Source organism: Enterocloster clostridioformis (genome assembly GCF_020297485.1).
Lineage (GTDB): Bacteria > Bacillota > Clostridia > Lachnospirales > Lachnospiraceae > Enterocloster > Enterocloster clostridioformis.
Genome location: NZ_JAIWZC010000001.1, coordinates 2115457 through 2140950, shown reverse-complemented (window position 1 = coordinate 2140950; position 25494 = coordinate 2115457). Strand labels below are relative to the sequence as shown.

At 51.2% G+C, this 25494-nt stretch carries 21 protein-coding genes; 19 read left to right on the top strand and 2 right to left on the bottom strand.

Annotated features, from left to right (window positions below):
* Positions 1-91 precede the first annotated feature (91 nt).
* The 16 genes from LA360_RS10790 to LA360_RS30425 all read left to right on the top strand — a co-directional run bounded on the left by LA360_RS10790 (position 92) and on the right by LA360_RS30425 (position 18737).
* Positions 92-1192, top strand: coding sequence for an ABC transporter substrate-binding protein (locus LA360_RS10790; protein ID WP_112481924.1), 1101 nt, complete (start codon positions 92-94; stop codon positions 1190-1192).
* Positions 1193-1333: 141 nt separating this feature from the next.
* Entirely contained in the window at positions 1334-2848 is a 1515-nt protein-coding gene (locus tag LA360_RS10785; RefSeq protein ID WP_022203139.1) for a sugar ABC transporter ATP-binding protein, read from the top strand.
* Entirely contained in the window at positions 2845-3900 is a 1056-nt protein-coding gene (locus tag LA360_RS10780; RefSeq protein WP_022203140.1) for an ABC transporter permease, read from the top strand. Before LA360_RS10785 ends, LA360_RS10780 begins: the two co-directional genes overlap by 4 nt.
* A complete protein-coding gene (locus tag LA360_RS10775; RefSeq protein WP_022203141.1) occupies positions 3900-4925 on the top strand; it encodes an ABC transporter permease subunit in 1026 nt (341 codons plus the stop codon). The genes LA360_RS10780 and LA360_RS10775 overlap by 1 nt, the downstream gene beginning before the upstream one ends.
* 584 nt (positions 4926-5509) lie before the next feature.
* A complete protein-coding gene (gene ltrA / locus LA360_RS10770; RefSeq protein ID WP_002578445.1) occupies positions 5510-6790 on the top strand; it encodes a group II intron reverse transcriptase/maturase in 1281 nt (426 codons plus the stop codon).
* Between the two features lie 433 nt (positions 6791-7223).
* Positions 7224-8408, top strand: coding sequence for a multiple monosaccharide ABC transporter substrate-binding protein (chvE, locus tag LA360_RS10765; RefSeq protein WP_065550987.1), 1185 nt, complete (start codon positions 7224-7226; stop codon positions 8406-8408).
* A gap of 81 nt (positions 8409-8489) precedes the next feature.
* On the top strand, positions 8490-10037 hold the full coding sequence (mmsA, locus tag LA360_RS10760) for a multiple monosaccharide ABC transporter ATP-binding protein (protein ID WP_022202258.1): 1548 nt from the start codon (positions 8490-8492) through the stop codon (positions 10035-10037).
* 2 nt (positions 10038-10039) lie between these two features.
* The gene (gene mmsB / locus LA360_RS10755; RefSeq protein WP_065550989.1) at positions 10040-11209 is read left to right on the top strand and encodes a multiple monosaccharide ABC transporter permease; all 1170 of its coding nucleotides are present in this window, start codon (positions 10040-10042) and stop codon (positions 11207-11209) included.
* Positions 11210-11218: 9 nt separating this feature from the next.
* Positions 11219-12325 (top strand): GntR family transcriptional regulator, encoded by a 1107-nt coding sequence (locus tag LA360_RS10750; protein WP_022202256.1) that lies wholly within the window; start codon positions 11219-11221, stop codon positions 12323-12325.
* Positions 12325-12621 carry a hypothetical protein gene (locus LA360_RS10745; protein WP_002584267.1) on the top strand — a complete coding sequence of 99 codons (297 nt, stop codon included), beginning with the start codon at positions 12325-12327 and terminating at the stop codon, positions 12619-12621. The genes LA360_RS10750 and LA360_RS10745 overlap by 1 nt, the downstream gene beginning before the upstream one ends.
* Before the next feature lie 41 nt (positions 12622-12662).
* Positions 12663-14159: an L-arabinose isomerase gene (gene araA / locus LA360_RS10740; RefSeq protein ID WP_022202255.1), complete on the top strand. Its 1497-nt coding sequence runs from the start codon at positions 12663-12665 to the stop codon at positions 14157-14159.
* A 28-nt stretch (positions 14160-14187) separates the two neighbouring features.
* Complete coding sequence (locus LA360_RS10735) at positions 14188-15798, top strand: xylulokinase (RefSeq protein WP_022202254.1); 1611 nt, start codon at positions 14188-14190, stop codon at positions 15796-15798.
* 55 nt (positions 15799-15853) lie between these two features.
* Positions 15854-16546: an L-ribulose-5-phosphate 4-epimerase gene (locus LA360_RS10730; RefSeq protein WP_002584264.1), complete on the top strand. Its 693-nt coding sequence runs from the start codon at positions 15854-15856 to the stop codon at positions 16544-16546.
* Positions 16547-16827: 281 nt separating this feature from the next.
* Positions 16828-17181, top strand: a complete 354-nt coding sequence (locus LA360_RS10725) for an MGMT family protein (protein ID WP_022202253.1) — start codon at positions 16828-16830, stop codon at positions 17179-17181.
* Positions 17182-17304: 123 nt separating this feature from the next.
* Positions 17305-18522 (top strand): MFS transporter, encoded by a 1218-nt coding sequence (locus LA360_RS10720; RefSeq protein WP_022202252.1) that lies wholly within the window; start codon positions 17305-17307, stop codon positions 18520-18522.
* Positions 18519-18737, top strand: a complete 219-nt coding sequence (locus LA360_RS30425; RefSeq protein ID WP_022202251.1) for a hypothetical protein — start codon at positions 18519-18521, stop codon at positions 18735-18737. The genes LA360_RS10720 and LA360_RS30425 overlap by 4 nt, the downstream gene beginning before the upstream one ends.
* Positions 18738-19146: 409 nt before the next feature.
* Here the strand turns inward: LA360_RS30425 and LA360_RS10710 are convergent, their stop codons facing one another.
* Both LA360_RS10710 and LA360_RS10705 read right to left on the bottom strand, forming a co-directional pair.
* Positions 19147-20214, bottom strand: coding sequence for a HAMP domain-containing sensor histidine kinase (locus LA360_RS10710; RefSeq protein WP_022202250.1), 1068 nt, complete (start codon positions 20212-20214; stop codon positions 19147-19149).
* Complete coding sequence (locus LA360_RS10705) at positions 20211-20885, bottom strand: response regulator transcription factor (RefSeq protein WP_002584259.1); 675 nt, start codon at positions 20883-20885, stop codon at positions 20211-20213. The genes LA360_RS10710 and LA360_RS10705 overlap by 4 nt, the downstream gene beginning before the upstream one ends.
* A 162-nt stretch (positions 20886-21047) precedes the next feature.
* Between LA360_RS10705 and LA360_RS10700 the strand changes: the two genes are divergently transcribed.
* From LA360_RS10700 to LA360_RS10690, 3 genes are all read left to right on the top strand, one after another.
* Entirely contained in the window at positions 21048-21206 is a 159-nt protein-coding gene (locus LA360_RS10700; RefSeq protein WP_022202249.1) for a hypothetical protein, read from the top strand.
* A gap of 125 nt (positions 21207-21331) precedes the next feature.
* Entirely contained in the window at positions 21332-22483 is a 1152-nt protein-coding gene (locus LA360_RS10695; RefSeq protein ID WP_089776449.1) for an efflux RND transporter periplasmic adaptor subunit, read from the top strand.
* Between the two features lie 3 nt (positions 22484-22486).
* On the top strand, positions 22487-25492 hold the full coding sequence (locus LA360_RS10690; protein ID WP_002593475.1) for an efflux RND transporter permease subunit: 3006 nt from the start codon (positions 22487-22489) through the stop codon (positions 25490-25492).
* Positions 25493-25494 lie beyond the last annotated feature (2 nt).

Below are 25494 nucleotides of genomic sequence, written 5' to 3'. Positions count from 1 at the left end.
ACGGAGAAATTCCGTTGTTTTTGTTATTAACAACTGATATGATTATTCCAACAAGGGGAAACAAAATACAAATCAAGGAGGTTTACGTATTATGAGAAAAAAAGGATTAAGCGTTATGTTATGTGCAGCAATGGCAGCATCCCTGCTGGCAGGGTGCGGCGGCGGAAGCAAGCCTGCAGAGACAGCAGCAGCTCCCGCGGCAGCTGAGACAACGGCGGCGGCCGACACCACGGCAGCTCCTGAGAAGACAGAGGCTGAGACAGAGGCTGAGGCAAAGGACGACGCGGCATCCGGTGATTTGATTGTGGTTGGTTATGCGCAGGTTGGCGCTGAGTCTGACTGGAGAACAGCTAATACAGAGTCCTTCAAGTCCACCTTTACAGAGGAAAACGGCTACAAGCTGATTTTTGACGATGCACAGCAGAAACAGGAGAACCAGATTAAGGCCATCAGAAGCTTCATCCAGCAGGATGTTGACTACATCGTAGTGGCTCCCGTAGTTGAGACAGGATGGGAGGCGGTTCTCCAGGAGGCACAGGAAGCAGGAATTCCGGTTATCCTGTCCGACCGTCAGATGGACGTGGATGAGAGTCTGTATGAGTGCTGGGTAGGCGGCAATTTCATCAAGGAAGGCGAGATAGCAGGAAACTGGCTGGCTGATTACTTAAAGGCACAGGGAAGAGACGGCGAGGACATCAACATCGTTACTCTTCAGGGAACCATCGGAGCATCCGCTCAGGTTGGCCGTACAGAAGGTTTTGGAAACATCTTAAAGCAGCATGACAACTGGAAAATGTTAGATATGCAGACAGGCGAATTTACACAGGCTAAGGGCCAGGAAGTTATGGAATCCTTCCTTAAGTCCTATGACGATATCGATGTGGTAGTGGCTGAGAACGACAACATGGCATTCGGCGCTATCGATGCAATCAAGGCAGCCGGCAAAACCTGCGGACCTGACGGCGACATCATCATCTTCTCCTTCGACGCAGTTAAGGCAGCATTTGACGCCATGATAGCCGGCGATTTAAACGCGGCATTTGAGTGTAACCCGTTACACGGACCGCGTGTAGATGAAATCATCAAGAAGCTGGAGAAGGGCGAGACTGTTGAGAAGATTCAGTATGTAGACGAAGCTTACTTCGATACATCCATGGATTTGGAATCTATCAAGGCTGAGCGCGCTTATTAATCAACATTTTCGTAACAGTACAGGAAAGGCGGTGGGGAGAGTCGTTGCACGGCTCTCCCCCTTTTCAAGCCTGAGGCTGGATGTTTTCAAGTAACTGAGCCCTGGAGATGGGGCGTATAACGGTAGAAAGGCGGAAATCGCATGGAGCAGAACGTTGTTTTGGAAATGCGGGGAATCAACAAGAATTTCCCCGGTGTAAAGGCGCTGCAGGATGTGGATTTTACTTTGAGAAAAGGCGAAATCCATGCCCTTATGGGCGAGAATGGTGCCGGGAAGTCTACACTGATCAAGGTGCTGACCGGCGTGGAGGAGTTTGAAACCGGTACAATCCGGATGGAAGGCTCATCCAATACCATCATCAACCGGTCGCCCCAGGAAGCGCAGGAGAATGGCATCAGCACGGTTTACCAGGAGGTTAACCTGTGTCCCAATCTGTCAGTGGCTGAGAACCTTTATATCGGCAGAGAGCCGAAAAAAGGTCCCATGATTGACTGGAGGACGATGAAGGAGGATGCCAGGAAGCTGCTGGAGGGACTGGATATCCACATCGATGTGACCATGGCTGTAGAGAACTATTCCATTGCCATCCAGCAGATGATTGCCATTGCCAGGGCTGTTGATATGTCGGCCAAGGTGCTGATTCTGGATGAACCCACATCCTCCCTGGACGACGGTGAGGTGGAGAAGCTGTTCGTGCTGATGAGACAGCTTAGGGCCAAGGGAATCGGAATCATCTTCGTGACCCATTTCCTGGAACAGGTATATGCTGTCTGTGACAGGATTACGGTCCTCAGAAACGGTACACTGGTGGGCGAATTCAAGGTGGAGGAGCTGCCAAGGGTACAGCTGGTGGCCAAGATGATGGGTAAGGATTTCGACGATCTGGCTGCCATCAAGAAGGAAGGCATGTCCACGGTCAAGGAAGATGTGATCATAAGCGCCAGGGGGCTGGGCTGCAAGGGGACCATCAAACCCTTCAGCCTGGATATCCATAAAGGCGAGGTCATCGGCCTTACAGGGCTTCTGGGCTCCGGCCGTTCCGAGCTGGTCCGGGCCATATACGGCGCCGATAAGCCGGACAGCGGCGAGCTGGCCGTAAAGGGAAAGAAGCTAAAGGTCAACGCGCCCATTGACGCCATGATGGAAGGCATGGCCTACCTGCCTGAAAACCGCAAGGAGGAGGGAATTATCGCGGATCTGTCTGTGCGGGAGAACATCATCATTGCCCTCCAGGCCAAGAAAGGCATGTTCAAGCTCATGAGCAGGAAGGAACAGGAGGAATTCACGGACAAATACATTGATATTCTTCAAATCAAGACAGCCGACAGGGAGACTCCTATTAAACAGCTCTCCGGCGGCAACCAGCAGAAGGTGATTCTGGGACGCTGGCTTCTGACCAATCCGGATTTTCTGATTCTGGATGAGCCCACAAGGGGAATTGATATCGGTACCAAGACAGAGATTCAGAAGCTGGTCCTGAGACTTGCGGAGGAAGGCATGGCCGTGGTGTTTATTTCCTCTGAAATCGAGGAGATGCTCCGCACCTGCAGCCGTATGGCGGTCATGCGCGACGGCGAGAAGGTGGGAGAGCTTAAGGAAGACGAGCTGAGCCAGGATTCCATCATGAAAGCAATTGCAGGAGGAGGGGAAGAATGATGGGGAAACTTAAAAAGTTGACAGGTTACAGACTTTTTCTTCCGTTATCCTGTCTTATCATAGTACTGTTAATCAACCTGATTACCACGCCCACGTTTTTTAGGATTACCATCAATAACGGCGTTCTCTACGGATATATCATCGACGTCATCAACCGTGCCAGCGAGCTGGTGGTGCTGGCCGTGGGCATGACCCTGGTGGTATCTGCCTCGGCGGGAACCGATATTTCCGTGGGCGCCGTCATGGCAGTGGCTGCGGCTGTGTGTACCAGGGTCCTGGCGGGCGGCGAGGTGTCGGTCAATGAGTATGCCAATCCTTACATCCTGGCCGTGCTGGCAGCCCTGGCCGTGGCGGTGGTGTGCGGCGGCTTTAACGGCTTCCTGGTTGCAAAGCTTAAGATACAGCCCATGGTGGCGACCCTGATTCTGTTTACAGCGGGCAGGGGTATATCCCAGCTGGTGACAAACGGACAGATTACATACATCCGTGTGGACGGATATAAGCTGCTGGGCAACAACATACCGGGAATTCCCATTCCCACCCCTATCTTTGTAGCTGTAATCGCGGTGGCGCTCACCTATATTCTGTTAAATAAGACAGCCATGGGCATGTACATTCAGTCTGTGGGCATCAATGAGAGGGCATCCCGGCTGGTAGGCCTTAAATCCGTGAAAATCATCTGGATGGCCTACGCGTTCTGCGGACTGTGCGCGGGAATCGCGGGACTGGTGGCATCCTCCCGCATTTATTCCGCGGATGCCAACAACATCGGCCTCAACATGGAGCTGGACGCTATCGCGGCAGTGGCTTTAGGCGGCAACTCCCTGGGCGGAGGCCGGTTCTCGCTGTTGGGCTCCGTAATCGGCGCCTATACCATCCAGGCCCTGACCACCACTCTCTATGCCATGAGCGTGCCCGCGGACCAGATTCCGGTATACAAGGCCATTGTGGTTATACTGATTGTGGCTGTACAGTCAGAGGAGCTTAAGAAATTCAGGAAACGTCTGGCATCCAGACATGCGTCCAGGAATGTGAAAGGGGGAGCGGCATAATGAAAAACAAAAGTGAAAAGAAAAAGCTGGACGGCAACTCCTTCCTGCTGGCTGTCACTATCATACTATTCTTTGTAATGTACATAGTCGGCATCATCATGTTTGGCGGAAGGGGATTTGCAAAGGTACAGAACTTCCTCAACCTGTTCATATCCAACGCTGGCCTGATTGTGGTGGCAACAGGCATGACAATTGTCATGATCACAGGCGGCATCGATATTTCCGTTGGTTCCGTGGTGGCCATGGTGTGCATGATGCTGGCCTGGATGATGGAGAGGGGGAACATCGGTGCGTTTCCGGCCATCCTTATTGTTCTGGTCACGGGATGTATATTCGGCCTGGTACAGGGCTTTCTGGTGGCCTACCTTAAGATACAGCCCTTTATCGTGACCCTGGCGGGCATGTTCTTCGCTAGAGGCATGACCTCCATTATCAGCCAGGAGATGATCAGCATTACCAACAAGACGTTTACCGGCATTGCCACATTCAAGATGTATCTGCCCTTTGGAGGTTATCTGAATAAGAAGGGAGTCATGATTTACCCTTACGTATACCCAAGCGTTATCATCGCTCTCGTGGTTCTGGCCATTGTATTTGTAGTTCTTAAGTATACCAAGTTCGGCCGTTCTATTTATGCCATTGGCGGAAATGAACAGTCTGCCCTGCTGCTGGGACTGAATGTGAGAAGAATCAAGCTTCAGGCTTATGTGCTGGACGGATTTCTGGCAGGACTGGGCGGCCTCTTGTTCTGCATGAACACATGCTCCGGTTTCGTGGAGCAGGCCAAGGGATTTGAGATGGACGCCATCGCATCCTCGGTCATCGGCGGAACTCTTCTGACAGGCGGTGTGGGAAATGTAATCGGAAGCCTTTTCGGAGTATTGATTAAGGGTACCATTGAATCCTTCATCACCTTCCAGGGTACCCTTTCCTCCTGGTGGGTGAGAATTACCATTGCGGCCCTTCTCTGTTTCTTCATCGTGCTTCAGAGCCTGATCGCGGCCCTGAAGAGAAAGAACAAGTAACAGGAAACAGCGGTGCCCTGCCGCCAGGCAAAAGTAAACAAAAAACGGTTAAAAAATTAACGGAACATTGAGCCAGCAAGCAGGCCGTCGGCTTGCTGGCTTTTGTTTGCCCAGCATGGGCGTTTTCTAATGGGTGAAAGTCCCAAGTGCGCGTAGGCAACAACGAAGCACATAGCCGAACAGCAAGGGTGTCCGCCGTGAGACGGAATCTGAAAGAAGCTGTAAGCAAACCTCTGACCTGACGGACAGGAACCGCATATAAGGCTCGGAAATACGGATAAGGTGGCAAAAGGCACTGAAGTCCAAAAGGTTGCCGGAAGTACGAGTAAATGCGGCAGGTACATGGAGGAAAAGAACACGCACCTTAACTGGGGAGGTCTCACAGGCGGTCTCATTAGCCGTAGTAACAACGAATTGTGAGAAGTCAGCAGAAGCCATAGTAGTGAGGAAGTTCCTGTAATGGGGACGGAGCGAAGGGCTGAACAATCAATCAGTTGAAGTACGTTCCACTTCGTAGCCGGAGCATACGCCTGTCGATGACTTCAAAGGCGGCAAAGGCAAAAGGGGCAGAAAGGAAACAACGCATGGACACAAGCAGTCTCATGGAGCAGATATTAAGCAGGGATAATCTAAATGCGGCGTATCTGCAAGTCGTAAGGAATAAAGGAGCGGCAGGCGTGGACGGGATGACCGTTGAAGAACTTGGCGCATATCTTTCGGAAAACGGCGAAAACATTAAGGAACAGTTGCGGACGAGGAAGTATAAGCCGAAGCCAGTCCGCAGGGTGGAGATACCCAAACCCGATGGTGGTACAAGAAATCTTGGAGTGCCAACAGCAGTAGACCGCTTTGTACAGCAGGCGGTGGCACAGGTGCTTACCCCGATATTTGAGGAGCAGTTTCACGACCACAGCTATGGATTCAGACCCAAGCGGTGTGCACAGCAGGCAGTCCTTAAAGCATTGGAAATGATGAATGACGGACACAACTGGATAGTGGATATCGACCTAGCGAAATTCTTTGACACAGTAGACCATGACAAGCTGATGACGATTTTCGGACGGACAATAAAGGACGGAGATGTCATATCGGTGGTAAGAAAGATTCTGGTCAGCGGCGTAATGATTGATGATGAGTATGAAGATACGGTAGTCGGCACACCGCAGGGTGGAAATATCTCGCCGCTGTTAGCAAATATCATGTTAAATGAGCTGGACAAAGAACTGGAAGCAAGGAGGCTGGATTTCGTCCGGTATGCAGATGACCTTATTATAATGGTCGGGAGCAGACAGGCGGCAGAGCGGGTAATGAAGAGCGTGGCTCGGTTTATAGAGGAAAAGCTTGGACTGAAAGTGAACGCGGAAAAGAGCAGGGTTGATAAACCAAAGGGCATTAAGTATCTGGGGTTTGGATTTTACTATGACTCATTTGCCAAAGGGTACAAAGCCAGACCACACCCGAAAGCGGCAGCAAAGTTCAAGGCGCAGATGAAGAAATATACAAGCAGGAGCTGGGGAGTGGGCAATGGTTATAAAATTGGGAAACTCAACCGGCTTATCCGAGGGTGGATAAATTATTTCAAAATCGGAAGCATGAAAAGGCTGTGCGCAAAAATGGACGGACAGATTCGGTATCGACTGCGCATGTGCATATGGAAACACTGGAAAACGCCAAAGAACAGGGAAAAGAATCTTATCAAACTTGGTCTGCCGCCAAATGCGGCACATGGCATTTCATATGCCAAAGGATATGCCAGAGTGTGCAGAAGCTGGAATCTCCACATTTGTATCAGTAAAGAGAGACTAGCTAAGTTTGGTCTTGTATCCATGGAAGACTACTACGCCGAAAAGGCTGTTACATGTTAAGTTGATTGAACCGCCGTATACCGAACGGTACGTACGGTGGTGTGAGAGGTCGGAAGGCGAAATAATCGCCTTCCTCCTACTCGATTTTGCGTCCGGGGAACAGGATTCGGAACTATTTACATGGTGAAACGAGTCGCTTTTGGGTGAAAATGGAAAAAATGACGTTAAAGTTGTACGTACAATAATAAAAAATATAAAAAAGTTCTAAATACCTATTGACAAAAATAGAACAAAAATGTATAGTGTATTTAAAGAAAAACGCAAGAAATATTGGCGAAACTCACAATGAAGATGGAGTAAAATCTACAAAAATGCAAAATAATTCAAATGAACCAGGGGGGAATGGGACAAGGGTTAGCTGAATTAACGAAAGTACAAGCTTGTGAACATGTACACAAGTTGTATGTATAAATTAAACCATGGGAGGTAACATATGAAACGAAAAATTATAAGCATGATTCTGGGGACGGCAATCGCAGCTTCACTGTTAACAGGATGCGGCGGCTCACAGCAGGCAGCGGCAACCACAGCGGCAGCGGCAGGGGACACCACAGCAGCGGCGGCAGATTCCGCCGCGGCAGCTGACGCGGCTGCAGAGGCAGCCAAGGCAGCAACCGGGGAAGGCAAGAAGGTAGGGGTGGCCATGCCTACACAGTCATCCGAGCGCTGGATTAACGACGGCGCCAACATGAAAAAGCAGCTGGAAGCTCTCGGATATGAGGTAGACCTTCAGTATGCAGAGGATGATGTACAGATGCAGGTTTCCCAGATTGAGAACATGATTGCGTCCGGCGTTAACTGTCTGGTAATCGCATCCATCGACTCCTCCGCACTTGTAAACGCAGAGGAGCAGGCTAAGAACGCAGGCATCCCCATCATTGCTTATGACCGTCTTCTGATGGATACCGACGCAGTTTCCTACTATGCAACCTTTGACAACAAGGGAGTTGGTACTGCAATCGGCAACTACATAAAGGAAGCAAAGGACTTAGACGCAGCCAAGGCAGCCGGCGAGTCCTACACCATCGAGTTCTTCATGGGCTCACCTGATGACAACAACGCTCTGTTCCTGTACAACGGACTGATGGAAGTCCTTCAGCCATACCTGGATGACGGGACACTGGTCTGCAGGTCCGGACGTACCTCCTTCGAGGATACATGTATCCTGAGATGGTCCCAGGAAACAGCACAGCAGAACTGCGAGAACTACCTGACCGGTTTCTATGCTGACGAGAAGTTAGACATCTGCGCAAGTGCGTTTGACGGTTTCGCATACGGCTGTAAGGCTGCTCTGGAAGGCGCCGGCTATAAGGTTGGCGAGGACTGGCCTCTGATTACAGGACAGGATGCTGAGCTGATGGCAGTTAAGAACATCATCTCCGGTTACCAGACAGCAACCATTTACAAGGACACACGTCTCCTGGCTGAGAAGTGCGTAACCATGGTACAGGCTGTTCTGGAAGGCGCGGAGCCGGAAATCAACGACACCGAACAGTACAACAACGGCAAGGTTGTGGTTCCTGCTTACCTGTGCACACCGGTAGCAGTAGACAAGGACAACTATAAGGAAATTATCGTAGACGGCGGCTACTACACAGAGGAGCAGCTGGCACAGTAAAGATGATTCGGGCGGCGGCATAGGTTCCGCCGCCCGATTGCGCTTTTTACAGAGTATTTTTCAAGAAAAGGAGTTGAAAAGATGTCCGAATATATTTTGGAGATGAACCACATCACGAAGGAATTCTCGGGCGTAAAGGCCTTGGACGATGTCAATATCAAGGTAAAACGCGGAGAGATCCATGCGCTGTGCGGAGAGAACGGGGCTGGAAAGTCCACCCTGATGAATGTGCTGTCCGGCGTTTACCCCTTTGGTTCATACAGCGGGGATATCGTGTATAACGGCAATGTGTGTCAGTTCCACAGCATCAAGCAGTCCGAGGCAAAGGGCATTGTTATCATCCACCAGGAGCTGGCCTTAAGCCCGTACATGTCGGTGGCTGAGAACGTATTTCTGGGAAACGAGCAGAAGGCAGCCAAGGGTATCATTGACTGGACCCTTACCCATAAGAAGGCCCAGGAAATGCTTGAAAAGGTTGGACTGGGAGGCGAGAACCTGAACGCGCCCATCAGCAGCCTGGGTGTGGGAAAACAGCAGCTGATAGAGATTGCCAAGGCCATGGCCAAAAAGGTGGAGCTGCTGATTCTGGATGAGCCCACAGCCGCGCTCAACGACGAAGAGAGCCGCCGGCTTCTGGACATCATGCTGGACCTTAAATCCCATGGAATCACCTGCATTATTATCTCCCATAAGCTGAACGAAATCAGTTACGTGGCAGATTCCATTACGGTTATCCGGGATGGAAAGACCATTGAGACCCTGGAGAAGGGCAAGGATGATTTTACGGAAGACCGCATCATCAAAGGCATGGTGGGACGCGAGCTGACCAACCGTTACCCGGAACGGCACTGTGAAATTGGTGATACGATTTTCGAGATAAAGGACTGGAATGTGTACCATCCCGACGACGCCCAGAGACAAATCATCAAGGACGTTTCTCTTCATGTGCGCAAAGGCGAGGTAGTGGGCCTGGCAGGACTTATGGGCGCGGGACGGACCGAGCTGGCCATGAGTATATTCGGCAGGTCCTACGGACAGAAAATCAGCGGCGCCATTAAGATAAACGGCAGGGAAGTACATATAAAGGACGTAAAGGACGCCATCAACAACAAGCTGGCATACGTGTCCGAGGACAGGAAGAACTATGGACTTGTGCTTATCAAGGATATCAAGTGGAACATGACCCTGTCCGCCATGAGGAATTTCTTTTCCAAGAACGGCGTTCTCAATGAAAATGATGAGATTCTGGCTGCGGAGGATTACAAGAAGAAAATTAACATCAAGTCTAATTCCATTAACCAGACCGTTGGCTCCTTATCGGGCGGCAACCAGCAGAAGGTGGTTCTCGCCAAGTGGATGCTGACACAGCCGGATGTGCTGATTCTGGATGAGCCTACCAGGGGTATCGACGTAGGCGCCAAGTATGAGATTTACTGCGTCATCAATGAACTGGCAAAGTCAGGCAAAGCGGTAATCGTCATCTCCTCTGAGATGCAGGAGGTAATCGGTACCTGTGACCGTGTATATGTGATCAACGAAGGACGGATTGCAGGAGAACTGACCAAGGAAGAGGTAACCCAGGAACGAATCATGAAATGTATTATGGCGGATAATGGAAAGGAAGCGTAGAGATGGATAAGAAGAAAACAGTTAATATTGATATGAAGCAGTATGGCATGGTACTTGCTTTAATCGCGGTGTTCTTGATTTTCGCAGTCATGACCGGCGGAAAGAATATGTCGCCGGCCAACATCAACAACCTGATCATGCAGAACGGATATGTGGTCATCCTGGCAGTCGGTATGCTGTTATGTGTGCTGACAGGCAACATCGACCTGGGTGTCGGCTCCATCGTGGCCCTGTGCGGCGCAACCGTAGGCATCCTGATGATTGACTACCACACCAATATGTGGGTCGCCATCCTGGCTGCCCTGGCAGTAGGCGTTCTGGCCGGTATGTTCGTGGGGCTGTTCGTATCCAAGCTGAGCATCCCGCCCTTTATCGTGACCCTGGCAACCATGCTTATGGGACGCGGACTTACATACACCCTGTTAAAGGCCCAGACAAAGGGACCCCTTCCCACCAGCTATACTTACATCGGCGCAGGCTTCCTGCCAACCATGAAAATTCCCTTTGGAAACGGCACCCTGGACGTGGTTTCCATTATTGTGGCAGGCATTGCCACGGTACTGGTGATCATGGCAGAGCTTAAGAGCATTAACACCAAGAAGAAATATGGTTTCCCCATCAACCCATTGTGGCAGATTATTATAAAGGAAGCCGTCATACTGATGATTGTATGGTTCTTCTTCTACAAGCTGTCACGCTACAACGGCATACCGTTTGTACTGGTAATCATGGGCGTTCTGGTTGGCCTGTATCATTTCATCACCAGCAAGACCGTTGCCGGACGCCAGATATACGCCCTGGGCGGCAACGCCAAGGCGGCAAAGCTTTCCGGTATCAATACTGAGAAAGTGTTCTTCTGGGTATACACCAACATGGGTATCTTAAGTGCCATTGCAGGTATCGTGCTTTCCGCACGTAATGCATCCGCAACCCCCAAGGCCGGAGACGGTTTCGAGATGGATGCCATCGCCTCCTGCTACATCGGCGGCGCGGCCACCAGCGGCGGTATCGGAACCATCATCGGAGCCGTGGTAGGTGCTTTCATCATGGGTATTCTGAACAATGGCATGTCCCTCTATGGATGGTCCACCGATATCCAAAAAATCGTAAAAGGCGCTGTACTTTTAGGTGCAGTTACGGTAGACTTGTTATCAAAGAGGAAAAAAGGATAGGTTTTGATTATGGGTACACAGGAGCTGAAATATAAGGAAGTCTATAACTGGGTGTTGGACAACATTAACAGCGGGGCTTTGAAGGTGGGCGAGAAGCTGCCTTCGGAGAATGAACTCAGCGGGCGTTTCGGGCTGAGCCGCCAGACGGTGCGCCATGCCGTGGATATTCTGGAGCAGCAGAAGCTGGTCATGAGGGTGCGGGGAAGCGGTACTTATGTGGGCGGCAACGGCAAGACGGAGCGCCAGGAACGGTACATGAACATCGCTGTAATCAGTACCTATGTGGACAGCTATATTTTCCCTCCTGTGGTGAGAGGAATCGAGAGGGTTCTCTCAAAAAGAGGTTACACCACCCAGATTGCCTTCACCGGCAACCGGGTGAGCAGGGAACAGGACATATTGAATAATCTTATCGACAAAGACATCATAGACGGACTGATTGTGGAGCCGGCCAAAAGCGCTCTCCCCAATCCAAACCTGCATTACTACCAGGAGCTTAAGGAACGGGGAATCCCGATTCTGTTCTTCAACAGCCGGTATCCGGAACTGGAGCTGCCCTGCGTGTCCATGAACGACGAGCAGGTGGGCAAGAAGGCCGTGGAATATCTGATTAAGAACGGTCACCAAAACATCGGAGGCGTGTTCAAAAGCGACGACGGACAGGGGCATTTGAGGTACAAAGGGTTCCTGTCAGGCATGCTGGAGGCGGGAATCAAGGTAAAGGATGCCAATGTGGTATGGCTGGACACGGAAGATTTCCTGGACCTGGACCAGTGGTCGGATTACCTGTTCCACAGGCTGGAGGGCTGTACGGGAGTGGTGTGCTACAACGATGAGGTGGCGTATGTGCTGTCAGGTCTCTGCGAGAAGCGGGGCATTGTCATACCGGACCAGCTGTCCATTGTCAGCGTTGATAATTCGGACCTGGCAACCCTGGCCAGCGTAAAGCTTACCTCCTTCCCCCACCCCATGGAGGCCCTGGGCAGGAAAGCTGCAGAGAACATGATAAGTATGATTGAGAATCCCTACTTTGACGGTAACTATCTGTTTGATTCGGATATTATTGAACGGGATTCCGTAAAGGTCCTGGAACGGCCGCGTAAGGAGGGAATGTAATGGGTGCGAAAAAGGAGGCAAAGAGAGAAGAAAGTGCCGCGAAACCGACTCAGATAACCGTAATGCTGCGTCTGGTGGCGGGAGGCTATCTGGTATACCTGGCCTTTGGCCTGCTGCAGGAGTATTTAAAACCTGCCGGGGGAGGCAAGATGGTACAGCTGGGCTGTGGGGTTCTTTTTGGCGTCATAGGTGCATTTCTGGCCGGCTGGTCTCTTAAGAAATTTATAAAAGGCGAATATATTAAGTATGGCGAAATTCCGGATGATGAGGAAGATGATCAGACGGAGGATATCTAACCGGCAATTGCTTTAACTGACAATCAAGGAGGATGAGAGATATGATAGCAGTAAAGAATTATAAGTTCTGGTTCTGTACAGGTTCACAGGATCTCTATGGAGATGAGTGCCTGGCGCATGTGGCGGAGCATTCGGGAATCATTGTGGACAGTCTTAATAAATCAGGCATCCTGCCCTATGAGGTGGTGTTAAAGCCCACACTTATTACCAATGAGCTGATCCGCAGGACCTTCAACGAGGCAAATGCGGATGAGGAGTGCGCGGGCGTCATCACCTGGATGCATACATTTTCACCGGCCAAGTCCTGGATTCTGGGACTGCAGGAATACAGAAAGCCCCTGATGCATTTCCATACACAGTTCAACCAGGAGATTCCCTACGATTCCATTGACATGGATTTCATGAATGAGAACCAGTCCGCCCATGGAGACAGGGAATACGGCCATATGGTAACCCGCATGGGTATTGAGAGAAAGGTTATTGTGGGCCACTGGAGAGATGAAAAGGTGGTGGGCCGCATAGCAGCCTGGATGCGCACCGCGGTAGGCATCATGGAGAGCAGCCATGTAAGGGTGGCGAGATTTGCGGACAACATGAGGAATGTGGCTGTCACCGAAGGCGACAAGGTGGAGGCCCAGATGAAGTTCGGCTGGGAAGTGGACGCCTATCCGGTCAATGAGCTGGCCGAATATGTGAAGGCTGTGCCAAAGGGAGATATCACGGCATTGGTGGACGAGTATTACAGCAAGTACACTATCTTGCTGGAGGGCAGGGAGCCGGAGGAATTTAAGCGCCATGTGGCGGTACAGGCCCAGATTGAGGCTGGCCTTGAGAAGTTCCTGCTGGAGAAGGATTACCACGCCATCGTCACCCACTTTGGGGATTTGGGAGAGCTGCAGCAGCTTCCGGGCCTGGCTATCCAGCGTCTCATGGAAAAGGGATACGGATTCGGCGCAGAGGGCGACTGGAAGACGGCTGCCATGGTCAGGCTGATGAAGATTATGACCCAGGGCATGAAGGACGCCAAGGGAACCTCTTTCATGGAAGATTATACATACAACCTAGTGCCCGGCAAGGAAGGAATCCTGGAAGCCCATATGCTGGAGGTGTGCCCCACCATTGCGGACGGGGAAATCAGCATCAAAGCCTGCCCGCTGTCCATGGGCGACAGGGAGGACCCGGCCCGGCTTGTATTCACATCCAAGACAGGTCGCGGTATCGCCACATCCTTAGTGGATCTCGGCACAAGGTTCCGCCTGATTATCAACGATGTGGAATGCAAAAAGACAGAAAAGCCGATGCCCAAGCTTCCGGTGGCAACCGCATTCTGGACGCCGGAGCCCAACCTGGCAACCGGGGCTGAAAGCTGGATTCTGGCAGGAGGCGCCCACCATACTGCATTCTCCTATGACCTGACGGCAGAGCAGATGGGAGACTGGGCAGACGCCATGGGCATTGAAACGGTCTATATTGACAAGGATACCACCATCCGCGGGCTTAAGAACGAGCTCCGCTGGAATGCGGCGGCTTATAGGTAGCCTTAATAAGCAAGTGGAGGGGCAATTCATGAGTTTAGATATAAATAAGATAAAAGAACAGATTGAGCATGGAAATACTTCCCTGGGCATAGAGCTGGGCTCCACCAGGATTAAGGCGGTCCTTATCGGTGAGGACCACACACCCATTGCCTCCGGCAGCCATGATTGGGAAAACAGGTACGTGGACCACATCTGGACCTATACCCTGGACGACATCTGGAACGGCGTCCGGGACTGCTACGGCAAAATGGCTGAGGATGTGAAGAAAACCTACGGCATCACCCTGACCACCATTGGTTCCATTGGATTTTCGGCCATGATGCACGGTTATATGGCGTTTAATAAAGAAGGTGAACTTCTGGTGCCCTTCCGCACCTGGAGAAATACCATCACAGGCCCTGCCGCCGGGAAGCTGACAGAGGTATTCAGGTACAACATTCCCCAGAGATGGAGCATTGCTCATTTGTACCAGGCCATTCTCAATAAGGAAGAGCATGTGAAGGATATCGACTACCTCATTACGCTGGAGGGATATGTGCACTGGAAGCTGACAGGCAGACGTGTTCTGGGTATCGGTGATGTGGCGGGCATGTTCCCGGTGGATATCCATGCCAGGGATTTTGACCAGAAGCGTGTGGAGCAGTTTGACCAACTGGTGGCAGGGGAGAATTTCCCGTGGAAGCTGCGGGACATCCTGCCGAAGGCCCTGGTGGCGGGAGAGGACGCAGGCGTCCTGACGGAAGAAGGCGCAAAGCTTCTTGACGCGTCCGGAAACCTGAAAGCAGGCATTCCCATGTGTCCGCCTGAGGGCGACGCGGGCACCGGCATGGCGGCCACCAACAGCGTGGCTGTCCGCACCGGCAATGTGTCTGCCGGCACCAGCGTGTTTGCCATGGTGGTGCTGGAGAAGGAGCTGGAACACGTATATCCGGAGATTGACCTGGTGACCACGCCGGCAGGCGATATGGTAGCCATGGTGCACTGCAATAACTGCACATCGGACCTGAACGCATGGGTGAACCTGTTTAAGGAGTTCTCAGAGGCCATGGGCATGAAGGCGGACATGAGCCAGCTCTTTGGAACCCTTTACAGCAAGGCTCTGGAGGGAGATTCCGACTGCGGCGGCCTGCTGGCGTACAACTATTTCTCAGGGGAGCACATCACCCACTTTGAGGAAGGCCGTCCCCTGTTTGTGCGCACACCGGACAGCCGGTTTAACCTGGCGAATTTCATGAGAGTACACCTGTACACCTCCCTGGGCGCTCTTAAGACAGGTATGGATATCCTGCTTAAGAAGGAGCATGTGAAGGTGGACAGCATTCTGGGCCACGGCGGACTCTTTAAGACAAAGGGCGTGGGCCAGAGAATCCTGGCAGGAGCCATGAACGCGCCGGTATCTGTCATGGAGACAGCCGGGGAAGGCGGCGCCTGGGGCATTGCGCTGCTGGCCTCTTACATGCGGTGCAGGGGAGAAGGCGAGACCCTGGACGCTTACCTGGCCCACAAGGTTTTTGCCGGTGACAAGGGAACCAGAATGGAGCCTGTGAAGGAGGATGTGGAAGGATTCGAGGCATTCATGAAGCGGTATGCGGAGGGCCTTGCCATTGAGAAGGCTGCTGTGGAGCATATGAAGGATTGAGCGGCCAGGCTGTGGAGTATAGAAGGATTAACAGGAACGGGAGCGTATACAGACTATGTTAGAAGAACTGAAGCAAAAGGTATATGAAGCCAATATGGAGCTGCCCCGCAGGGGCCTTATCACCTACACCTGGGGAAATGTCAGCGGCATTGACCGGGAAAAGGGACTGTTTGTCATAAAGCCCAGCGGGGTGGATTACGATGTGTTAAAGCCATCTGATATGGTGGTTATGGATCTGGAGGGCAATAAGGTGGAGGGGGAGATGAACCCTTCCTCTGACACCGCCACCCATGTGGAGCTGTACAATGGGTTTAAGGAGATTGGCGGTATTGTCCATACCCATTCCCCACACGCAACGGCCTGGGCACAGGCGGGCAGGGCTCTTCCCTGCTACGGCACCACCCATGCGGACTATTTTTACGGTGAGATTCCCTGCGCCAGGAACCTGACGGCAGAGGAAATCGAGGAAGGCTACGAGAAAAATACGGGAAAGGTCATCATTGAGACCTTCCAGGGGAAAAACCCTGTTTACATTCCGGCTGTGCTGTGTAAAAACCATGGCCCCTTTACATGGGGCAGGGACGCGGCTGAGGCTGTCCATAATGCCGTTGTGCTGGAGGAGATTGCCAGAATGAATTTCATGACAGAACTCATCAATCCCCAGGCAGGACCGGCTCCCCAGTGTATGCAGGATAAGCATTTCATGCGCAAGCATGGGCCAAATGCTTATTATGGACAGGGGAAGTAAAAGGGACCGGCTGACGCCTGTCTGTTCCCCGGGCAAATGAATGTGCGATATATAGTAAGAAAGCCCGCAGAGGCGGTCCTTGTGTTATAGGGATTTGTCCTGCGGGTTTTCTTTGATTTTTATTCTGCTTTCTTTGGTTTTTATTCGGTCTGTTAAAATGATGCGTACCATGGTACAATGTTGGTATGTTTTTATAATGAGGAGTCCGTTGGCAGGCTTTTTTAGCTTGTTTTGAAGGAGCTGGTGGAAGTGAGAATGTCTGTTGCCGGAGGAGGAGAAAGATGGATTTTTATAAAAGGGTGGGGATTACAGTGAGGGCGGTACCGGAAGGAAAGGTGGCCACCTATGGTCAAATCGCCCTGCTCTGCGGAAAACCGAAAAACGCAAGACAGGTGGGATATGCGCTGAACCGCGGTCTGGCCGGAGAAGTTCCGGCCCACCGTGTAGTCAACAGCCAGGGATATCTGACCGGCGCAGCGTCCTTTGAACACCCGGACCTGCAGAGAATGCTTCTGGAGGAGGAAGAGGTCCTGGTATCGGCGGAGGGACGTGCGGATATGAAACGGGATGGCTGGAAGAATACGCTGGAGGACGCGCTCAGACTGAAGGAGATGTTTGAGCGGGAGGGGATATGAATTCCGGCGGCCGGATGATGTGTGGCGGAGAATAGATATGTGACAGCGAATAGATGTGACAGCGAAAAGGTGACAGCTGAAAGGTGACAATGAAAGAGTGGGAGAGGAGGCAGCGGAACATCCATGGAACAGCAGTTTGCGGGATGGAGAAAGAAGTATTTTACAATTTGGACCGGCCAGGGAATATCAACCCTGACCAGCTCCATCGTACAAATGGCAATCATATGGTATATAACCGGAAGAACAAAGTCAGCGGCAGTCCTTTCCTTTGCAACGCTGGCGGGGTTCCTGCCCCAGGCAGTGCTTGGAATGTTCATCGGCGTACTGATTGACCGGCATGACAGGAAGAAAATCATGATATGTTCGGACCTGGTGATGACCTCAGCCTGTGTGGCGCTGGCTGTTTCGGGAATCTGGGGAGACATTCCGATTTGGATGATTTTCATTGTATTATTTATCCGAAGCATTGGCAATGCATTTTACGCCCCGTCCCTTCAGGCCATCATGCCGTCCATCATACCAAAGGACCAGCTGACAAAATACGCCGGGTATTCGCAGAGCTTTGAATCTGCGTCCATGATAGCCAGTCCTGCCATTGCGGCTGTATTGTACAGCGTGTTTCCGCTGAAAGTTATCCTGATGCTGGATGTGTTAGGAGCGATTTTTGCAGTGGCAACCCTGACAGCAGTGGATATACCAGCGATTTCCAGGGAAGATAAGGACAAGACAAATCTCCTGGGGGAGGTTAAGGAGGGGTACGGCGTCATGCGCAGTGTGCCCGGAATGCGGGAGCTTCTGGTGATTGGCGCATTGTATGCAGTCATATATTTCTCCATAGGAACCCTGTATCCGCTGATTACCATGTCCTACTTTAACGGCGGCGTCAGGGAATCGGGGCTGGTGGAGACTGTTTTTGCAGTGGGTACCCTGGTTGGCTCTGTTTCCCTGGGGATATGGGGAGGACGGATAGACAAGATAAAGGCAATCGCCGGGTCCATAGGCATATATGGAGCCGGGACCCTGGTAACCGGTCTGCTGCCTCCAAACGGTTTTTATGTCTTTGTATTCCTGTCATTTTTCATGGGAGTCTCTGTACCCTTTTATTTTGGGGTACAGACATCTATTTATCAGATTAAAATTCAGGGAGAATACCTGGGCAGGGCGCTGTCATTGTCCAGCAGCATCAGCATGGTGGCAATGCCCCTGGGACTGGTGCTGTCAGGAGCCCTGGCCGGTCCGCTGGGAATCGAGAACTGGTTTCTGATATCCGGCGGGGCAGCCTTGGTGATTGCGGTGTTAGCCTTAACTCTGCCTGCTTTGCGGCACTGTATGGACGGATGATTCCTGCAAAGTACTTCTCAGGGAGTACCCCGGCAAAGGGGCCTAAGAAGATTTGGGGCAGAAATGCCACCAGGCCGGATAATGCCATCATCATAGGAGAACCGGTCTCGCTGGCCAGCCACCAAATCAGGGAAAACTGGACAGCAGAGCTTCCGATCAGGGACACAGTCTGGCCAGCTGCAATGGTCAGAAATTTCTGTTTCCATTTTGAATAATCATTCATATTATACGATCCTTTCCATATTCTGTGTCAGACCTGACAGGGCTGTCCTGTTCTGCCTGGTTTCTCCCAAACCCAGTTTGGCAGCATACAACATAAACACAGCATAAAAGGCAGATAAAGCCATTACGGTTCTATCTGCCTTGCCTGTATGTAGAAAACAAACTGTCCCCGGGGTCAGCGGCGGGCAATTCATATATTACATGAAGCTATATCAGGCGTATCTGCATCTCATCCGTAAAACAGACATAACAAAAAAAACATATCAGGTTTTATTTACTTGCTGTTTATCTTAAACGAATGGAAAAATACATCAAACGCCCTCCTTTTTATAAAGTACAGTCATCATATCAGAAAAAACACGGTATGTCAAAGTAAATTTACCGGGGAAATCCTCAAAATGTTTACAGGGCAGAAGGAGGCGGGATAATGGGGAGGTTTACTGTAAAGGTGGTGCCGATACCTGCCTCGCTGATGACCCGGATTTGCCCTTTGTGCAGGTGCACGATTTTTTCCACCACCGTGAGGCCGATGCCGTTTCCCTCTGCGGTATGGGAACTGTCTCCCTGGTAGAAACGGTCAAATATGTGGTTTTTCGTCTCCTCATCCATGCCGCATCCATTGTCCAGAATCTGGAATACCACCTGGTCCTTCTTCTTATGCAGCTTCAGCTTTATCTTTCCGTTCTGAGGAGAAAATTTGATGGCGTTGTCAATCAGATTGATCCATACCTGGTTTAGGAGGGCCTTATTTCCGCGGTATTCCAGTTCGTCCAAATCAATAAACAGTTCCAGTTGCTTTTTCTGCCATTTTGATTCCAGCAGCAGGACGGACTGGCGTACTTCTTCCGACAGGTCAAAGGACTCCATATCGGACAGTATGCTCATTTTTTCTATCTTGGACAGGTTCAGCACATTAGTGGAGAGCTGGGACAGGCGGTTGGATTCACTTATGATAATGTCCAGATATTCGTCCCGTTCCTCCTTTGTGAGGCCGTCGTTTTTTAATATTTTGGCAAAGCCTCTCAGGGATACGATGGGAGTCTTGAATTCATGGGAAAAATTATTGATGAAGTCAGAGCGCAGCAGCTCCGTGTTCTCCAGTTCCTGGGCCATGCGGTTAAAGCTTTCGGAGAGACGTTCAAATTCACGGTTCAGATCCAGGTGGATGCGCACCTTGAAGTTGCCGTCCGCCAGCTGGTTGATGGCTTCAATCAGGTCCCGTATGGGTTTGAGAGGAATGCGGCTCAGGAGCAGGGTAAGGCCGGCCCCAACCACGGCGCTGAGCACGGCCAGCAGGGGAATGGGGCGCCAGAACTGGGGAATGGGGATATTGGCCTGGTAGAAAATCCTCCAGTAAAGGTACATCAAAAATCCCTGCAGGGTCATGACCGTGAGCATGATTAAGAAGATGCCTGCGGTCAGTATGAGGGTCATGGTTCCCAGCGGTTTATGGTTTGTCCTGCGTCTCATAGATTTTTCACCGCCTTGTAGCCCAGACCGCGTATGGTTTCGATGGTAAACTCAGGGTAATCCTCAAAACGCTTCCGGAGCCGGTTAATGTGTACATTGATGGTATTGTCGTCCGACTGGGATTCCATGCCCCATATCTCATCCATGAGCTGGATGCGGGTGAAGATCTTGCCGGGATAGGACAGGAGCTTATACAGAAGATAGAATTCCTTGCGGGGGAGAGTCTGGCTTTCATTCCCGCGGCTTACGGTCAGGGAGTCGTAGTCCAGGCACACATCACCGATGGTGATGCGCCGTTCGTTCACAATCTGAGCCCTGCGCAGCAATGCCCGGATGCGCAGAATCATTTCCTCCTCATCCACAGGCTTTGTCATATAATCGTCTGTTCCTACAATGAACCCCTTCCGTTTGTCCTCCGGCAGCTGCTTGGCAGTGACCATGAGAATGGGCAGGGTGTAATCTGTTGCCCTCAGCTGTCTGGTGAGCTCGTAGCCATCCATGCCTGGCATCATGATGTCCAGGATAACCAGGTCCACATGGTGGGTATCTAATAATTTCAAGGCTTCCAGTCCGTCGCATGCCAGGATGGGATGGTAGCCGTGTTCCTTCAGTACAGCTTCCATCAGCCTTCGGGTATTCTTGTCATCTTCCGCAACCAGTATCTGAAACATGTTCCTTTACCTCCCTTTACTACTACATTTCATTATACATATATAACACTCTTTTATAAAGTAAACATAAACGAATCATTCTTATGGGTTTATGCCATATTTATACCGTAAATGTCTGTTTATGTATAGCTTTAGTATCAAAAATGAGAGGAGGTGAATGACATGCCAGCTTTATCTGTGGCAGATTTAGCTATACTTAATGGCTATCAATATCCGGGAGGTGTGAATGCGGCTGCTGTTATCAACAATATATGTGATCGGGTCCGCCTGATTCCGTGCTGTTTTCGGTCATTTTATGTCATTGTATCCGGCGCACAGTAAAGTCACAAAAAATTCACAGAATAACGCGAAATTAATGACTTTCAGGCTGGTTTTGTTAATGTTGAATTAATCTTTAACCTTTAATATTAGGAATCAGTTGAGTAAACCAGCAAAGGAGATTGAATATGAGCAAGAGCAGGAAAATAAAGATTGGCATTGCCGCCGGAATAATCGTCATACTGGCCGTGGCAATGATTATGACGAAGGGCGGAAAAAAATCAAAGGGCGGTATGCCTGTGGGACAGGAGGCTTCTGTCACGGTGGTGAAGGCAGAACGGCCGTCAATCGGCGATATCATCCTTACCACAGGGCTTACAGGCACAGTGGAGCCTTCCGATGTGGTTCATATCTATGCAAAGGCAGCAGGGGACGTCACGGCGGTATATGTGAAGGCAGGGGATATGGTGACACAGGGACAGATCCTGCTTGAGATTGATACAGAGCAGGTGGAGACGGCAAAGAACTCCATGGATTCTGCATCCGTATCCCTTTCAGAGGCCCAGAGCAACCTGAGAAGAATGCAGATTCTTTACAGCGGCGGCGATTTGTCCGAGCAGGAATACGAGCAGTATGTCAACGCGGTGAAATCCGCGCAGCTCCAGTATGAGTCCGCTAAACTGGCTTATGAAAGGCAGGTGCAGTACAGCTCCATCACCGCCCCTATTAATGGAAAGATTGAAAGCTTTGACGTGGAGGTGTATGACAGGGTGAGCCAGTCCCAGGATTTGTGTGTGATTGCCGGTGAGGGTGAGAACGTAGTCTCCTTTTATGTGACCCAGCGCATGATGCAGAATGCCAATGTGGGCGACGAGCTGGAAATCCAGAAGAACGGAACTACATATAAAGCATATATCAGCGAAATCAACTCCATGGTTGATACGGATACAGGGCTGTTCAAGGTAAAGGCCCAGATTGAAGACACACAGGAGATTGCCCCCGGAAGCACGGTGAAATTAAACCTTGTGACGGAACGGGCATTGGAGACAATGGTGGTTCCCGTTGATGCAATCTATTATAGCGGCGGCAATGCCTATGTTTATCTGTATCAGGACGGCACCGCCTCCACGGCCCAGGTGGAAGTAGGACTGGAGGATGAGGAACATGCCCAGATTCTTTCCGGCCTGTCAGCCGATGACATGGTGGTGAGCACATGGAGCTCCAACCTGTATGAGGGGGCGAAAATACGGTTAAGGTATGAGGCACAGTCCGAAGAAACAGCAGCATCCGGCGGGGAACACAGCAAAAATGCAAAATCACAGGCAGAACAGGAGGCATAACCCATGGGATTGACAAGGTTTGTATTAAAACGTCCGGTGGCGACGGTTATGGCGTTGCTTTGCCTTTTGGTATTCGGTATTTCTTCCGTATTCAATGCCACGCTGGAACAGATGCCGGACACGGACCAGCCAATGCTGATTATCATGGCATCTTATTCCGGTGCTGGTCCCGAGGACATAGATGAACTGGTGACCCAGCCCATAGAAGACCAGGTGGGAACCATAGAGGGGGTGAAAAGCATGAGCTCCACTTCCAGTGAAAACAGGGCCATGATTATGCTGGAATATGATTACGGCACCGATATGGACGACGCTTATAATGATTTATCCCAGAGTCTGGATGCGCTGAGCCGCCAGCTCCCTGACGATGCGGAAACCTCTGTCATGGAGATGAATAACAATGCGGGAACCACCATGATGCTTTCCATATCAAACCCCTCCCAGGAGGATTTGTACGATTATGTGGACCAGACCGTGGTGCCTCTGCTGGAACAGATTTCTTCCGTGGCGGAGGTGGAGGCCATGGGCGGAAAGTCAGAATACTATAAAATCGAGCTTCAATCCGATGAGATGGCACAGTATCAGGTGACCATGAGCGACGTGTCCACGGCCATGAGCACGGCCAATCTTTCCTACCCATCCGGCGATGCGGTATCCGGAAAGCTGGAGCTTTCCGTGTCAACGTCCCTGGAGCATGAGACCATAGAAGCCCTGAAGGAAGTCCCCATCACCACCTCCAGCGGAAAGATTGTATATCTGGAGGACATTGCCAGGGTATATGAGGCAGAGGAGAGCCGGGGAGGCATTTCACGCTACAACGGCGAGGATACTATTTCCATTTCCATCACCAAGCAGCAGAGCAGCACTGCCATGGATGTGTCATCCGAGGTTCAGGAGGTTATTGAGAGCCTGGAGGCGGATGATGAGAACCTGAATATCAGGATTGTCAGGGACAGCGCGGACAGCATTCTCAGTTCCCTTAAGGACGTGGCCCTTACCCTGGTGCTGGCAGCCGTGATTTCCATGATTATCATATTCATTTTCTTTGGAGATTATAAGGCTTCCCTGATTGTAGGAAGCTCCATACCCACCTCCATACTGGTGTCGCTGATTCTGATGACCAGCGCCGGTTTCTCCCTGAATATCATTACCATGAGCGGTCTGGTGCTGGGAGTAGGCATGATGGTGGATAACTCCATTGTGGTGCTGGAGAGCTGTTTCAGGGCCATAGAGACAGAGGAGGACAAGGGCCTGCTGGGGTATGCCAAGGCTTCCCTGTCCGGAACCAACATTGTGCTCCAGTCCATTCTGGGATCCACTGTGACCACCTGTGTGGTTTTCCTGCCGCTGGTATTTCTGCAGGGCATGTCGGGACAGATGTTCGGCTCCATGGGATACGTTATCGTATTCTGTATGTGCGCCTCCTTCCTGTCAGCCATTACCATTGTTCCCCTTACCTATATGGCCTATAAGCCCCAGGAGAGGATGCAGGCGCCCATGTCGCGGCCCATGGAGCGGATACAGAACGGATACCGCCGCATCATGCCCGGACTTTTAAAACACAAGGCCATCATCATGATTGCATCAGTAATCATCGTGATTGCAACCTATTTTCTGGCCAGCGGGATGGAGACTGAGCTTATGACCGCGGACGATACGGGAACAGTCAGCGTTTCCATCGAAACAAGGCCGGGACTGCTGTCGGAAAATGCCGACGCCATGCTGACCCAGGCAGAGGAGATTGTCAAAGGTCATCCGGATGTGGAATCATACATGCTGCGCTATAACAATGACAGCGGTACCATAACAGCCTATCTGAGGGATGACAGGGATATGAGCACCGATGAGATAGTGGAGCAGTGGGAAACGGAGATGGCGGACCTGGATAACTGTACGGTGACAGTGGAGGCGTCCTCGTCCATGAGCTTCATGAGCAGGAGCCGGGGATATGAAGTCATCCTTAACGGTACGGATTACGATGAGCTCCAGGAAGTCAGCAGCAGGATTGTTGCCGAGATGACGGCCAGGGACGATGTGATGAACGTCCATTCCAGCATAGAAAATACGGCTCCCGTGGTGACTGTGAAGGTGGATCCGGTACTGGCGGCCGCAGAGGGGCTTACGGCATCCCAGATTGGTTCCCAGGTAAAACAGATGATGGACGGCGAAGAGGTGACCACCCTGGACGTGGATGGAAGAGAGGTCAGCGTGATGGCCGAATATCCGGAGGATGAGTACCGGACCGTCAGCCAGATGAAGGATATTATACTCTCCAAGCCCTCCGGAGGCTATGTGGCCCTTACGGATGTGGCGGAAATCTATTATAAGGACAGCCCGGCATCCATTTCCAAGACGGATAAGGCGTATGAGATAACCATTACGGCAGATTATACCGGGGGAAATGTCCAGTCCGCCATAGACAGCGAGGTCATAAGCCCCAACTTAAGCGCCACCATCAAGAAGGGCGTCAACTCCATGAACCGTATGATGCAGGAGGAATTTGCAGCCTTGTACCAGGCCATTGCCATCGCTGTATTCCTGGTTTTCGTGGTACTGTCAGCGCAGTTTGAGTCACCGAAGTTTTCCTTTATGGTAATGACCACCATACCATTCAGCCTCATAGGCTCCTTCGGCCTTTTGCAGATTACGGGAGTCAGCATCAGCATGACGTCCATACTGGGATTCCTGATTCTGGTCGGAACGGTTGTGAACAACGGTATCCTCTATGTGGATACAGTGAACCAATACCGCATGACCATGGATCTAAAGACCTCCCTGATCGAGGCGGGCGCCACACGTTTAAGGCCCATTATGATGACCAGCCTTACCACCATCCTTTCCATGATTCCCATGGCCCTGGCCATAGGGGACAGTGGTTCCACCACCCAGGGTCTGGCTATTGTTAACATCGGAGGACTCAGCGTGGGCGTGGCGGTGGCCCTGTTCATTCTGCCAATCTACTATGCGCTGATGAACGGCGATAAGAAACGGGTTGTGCTGGATATTTAAAG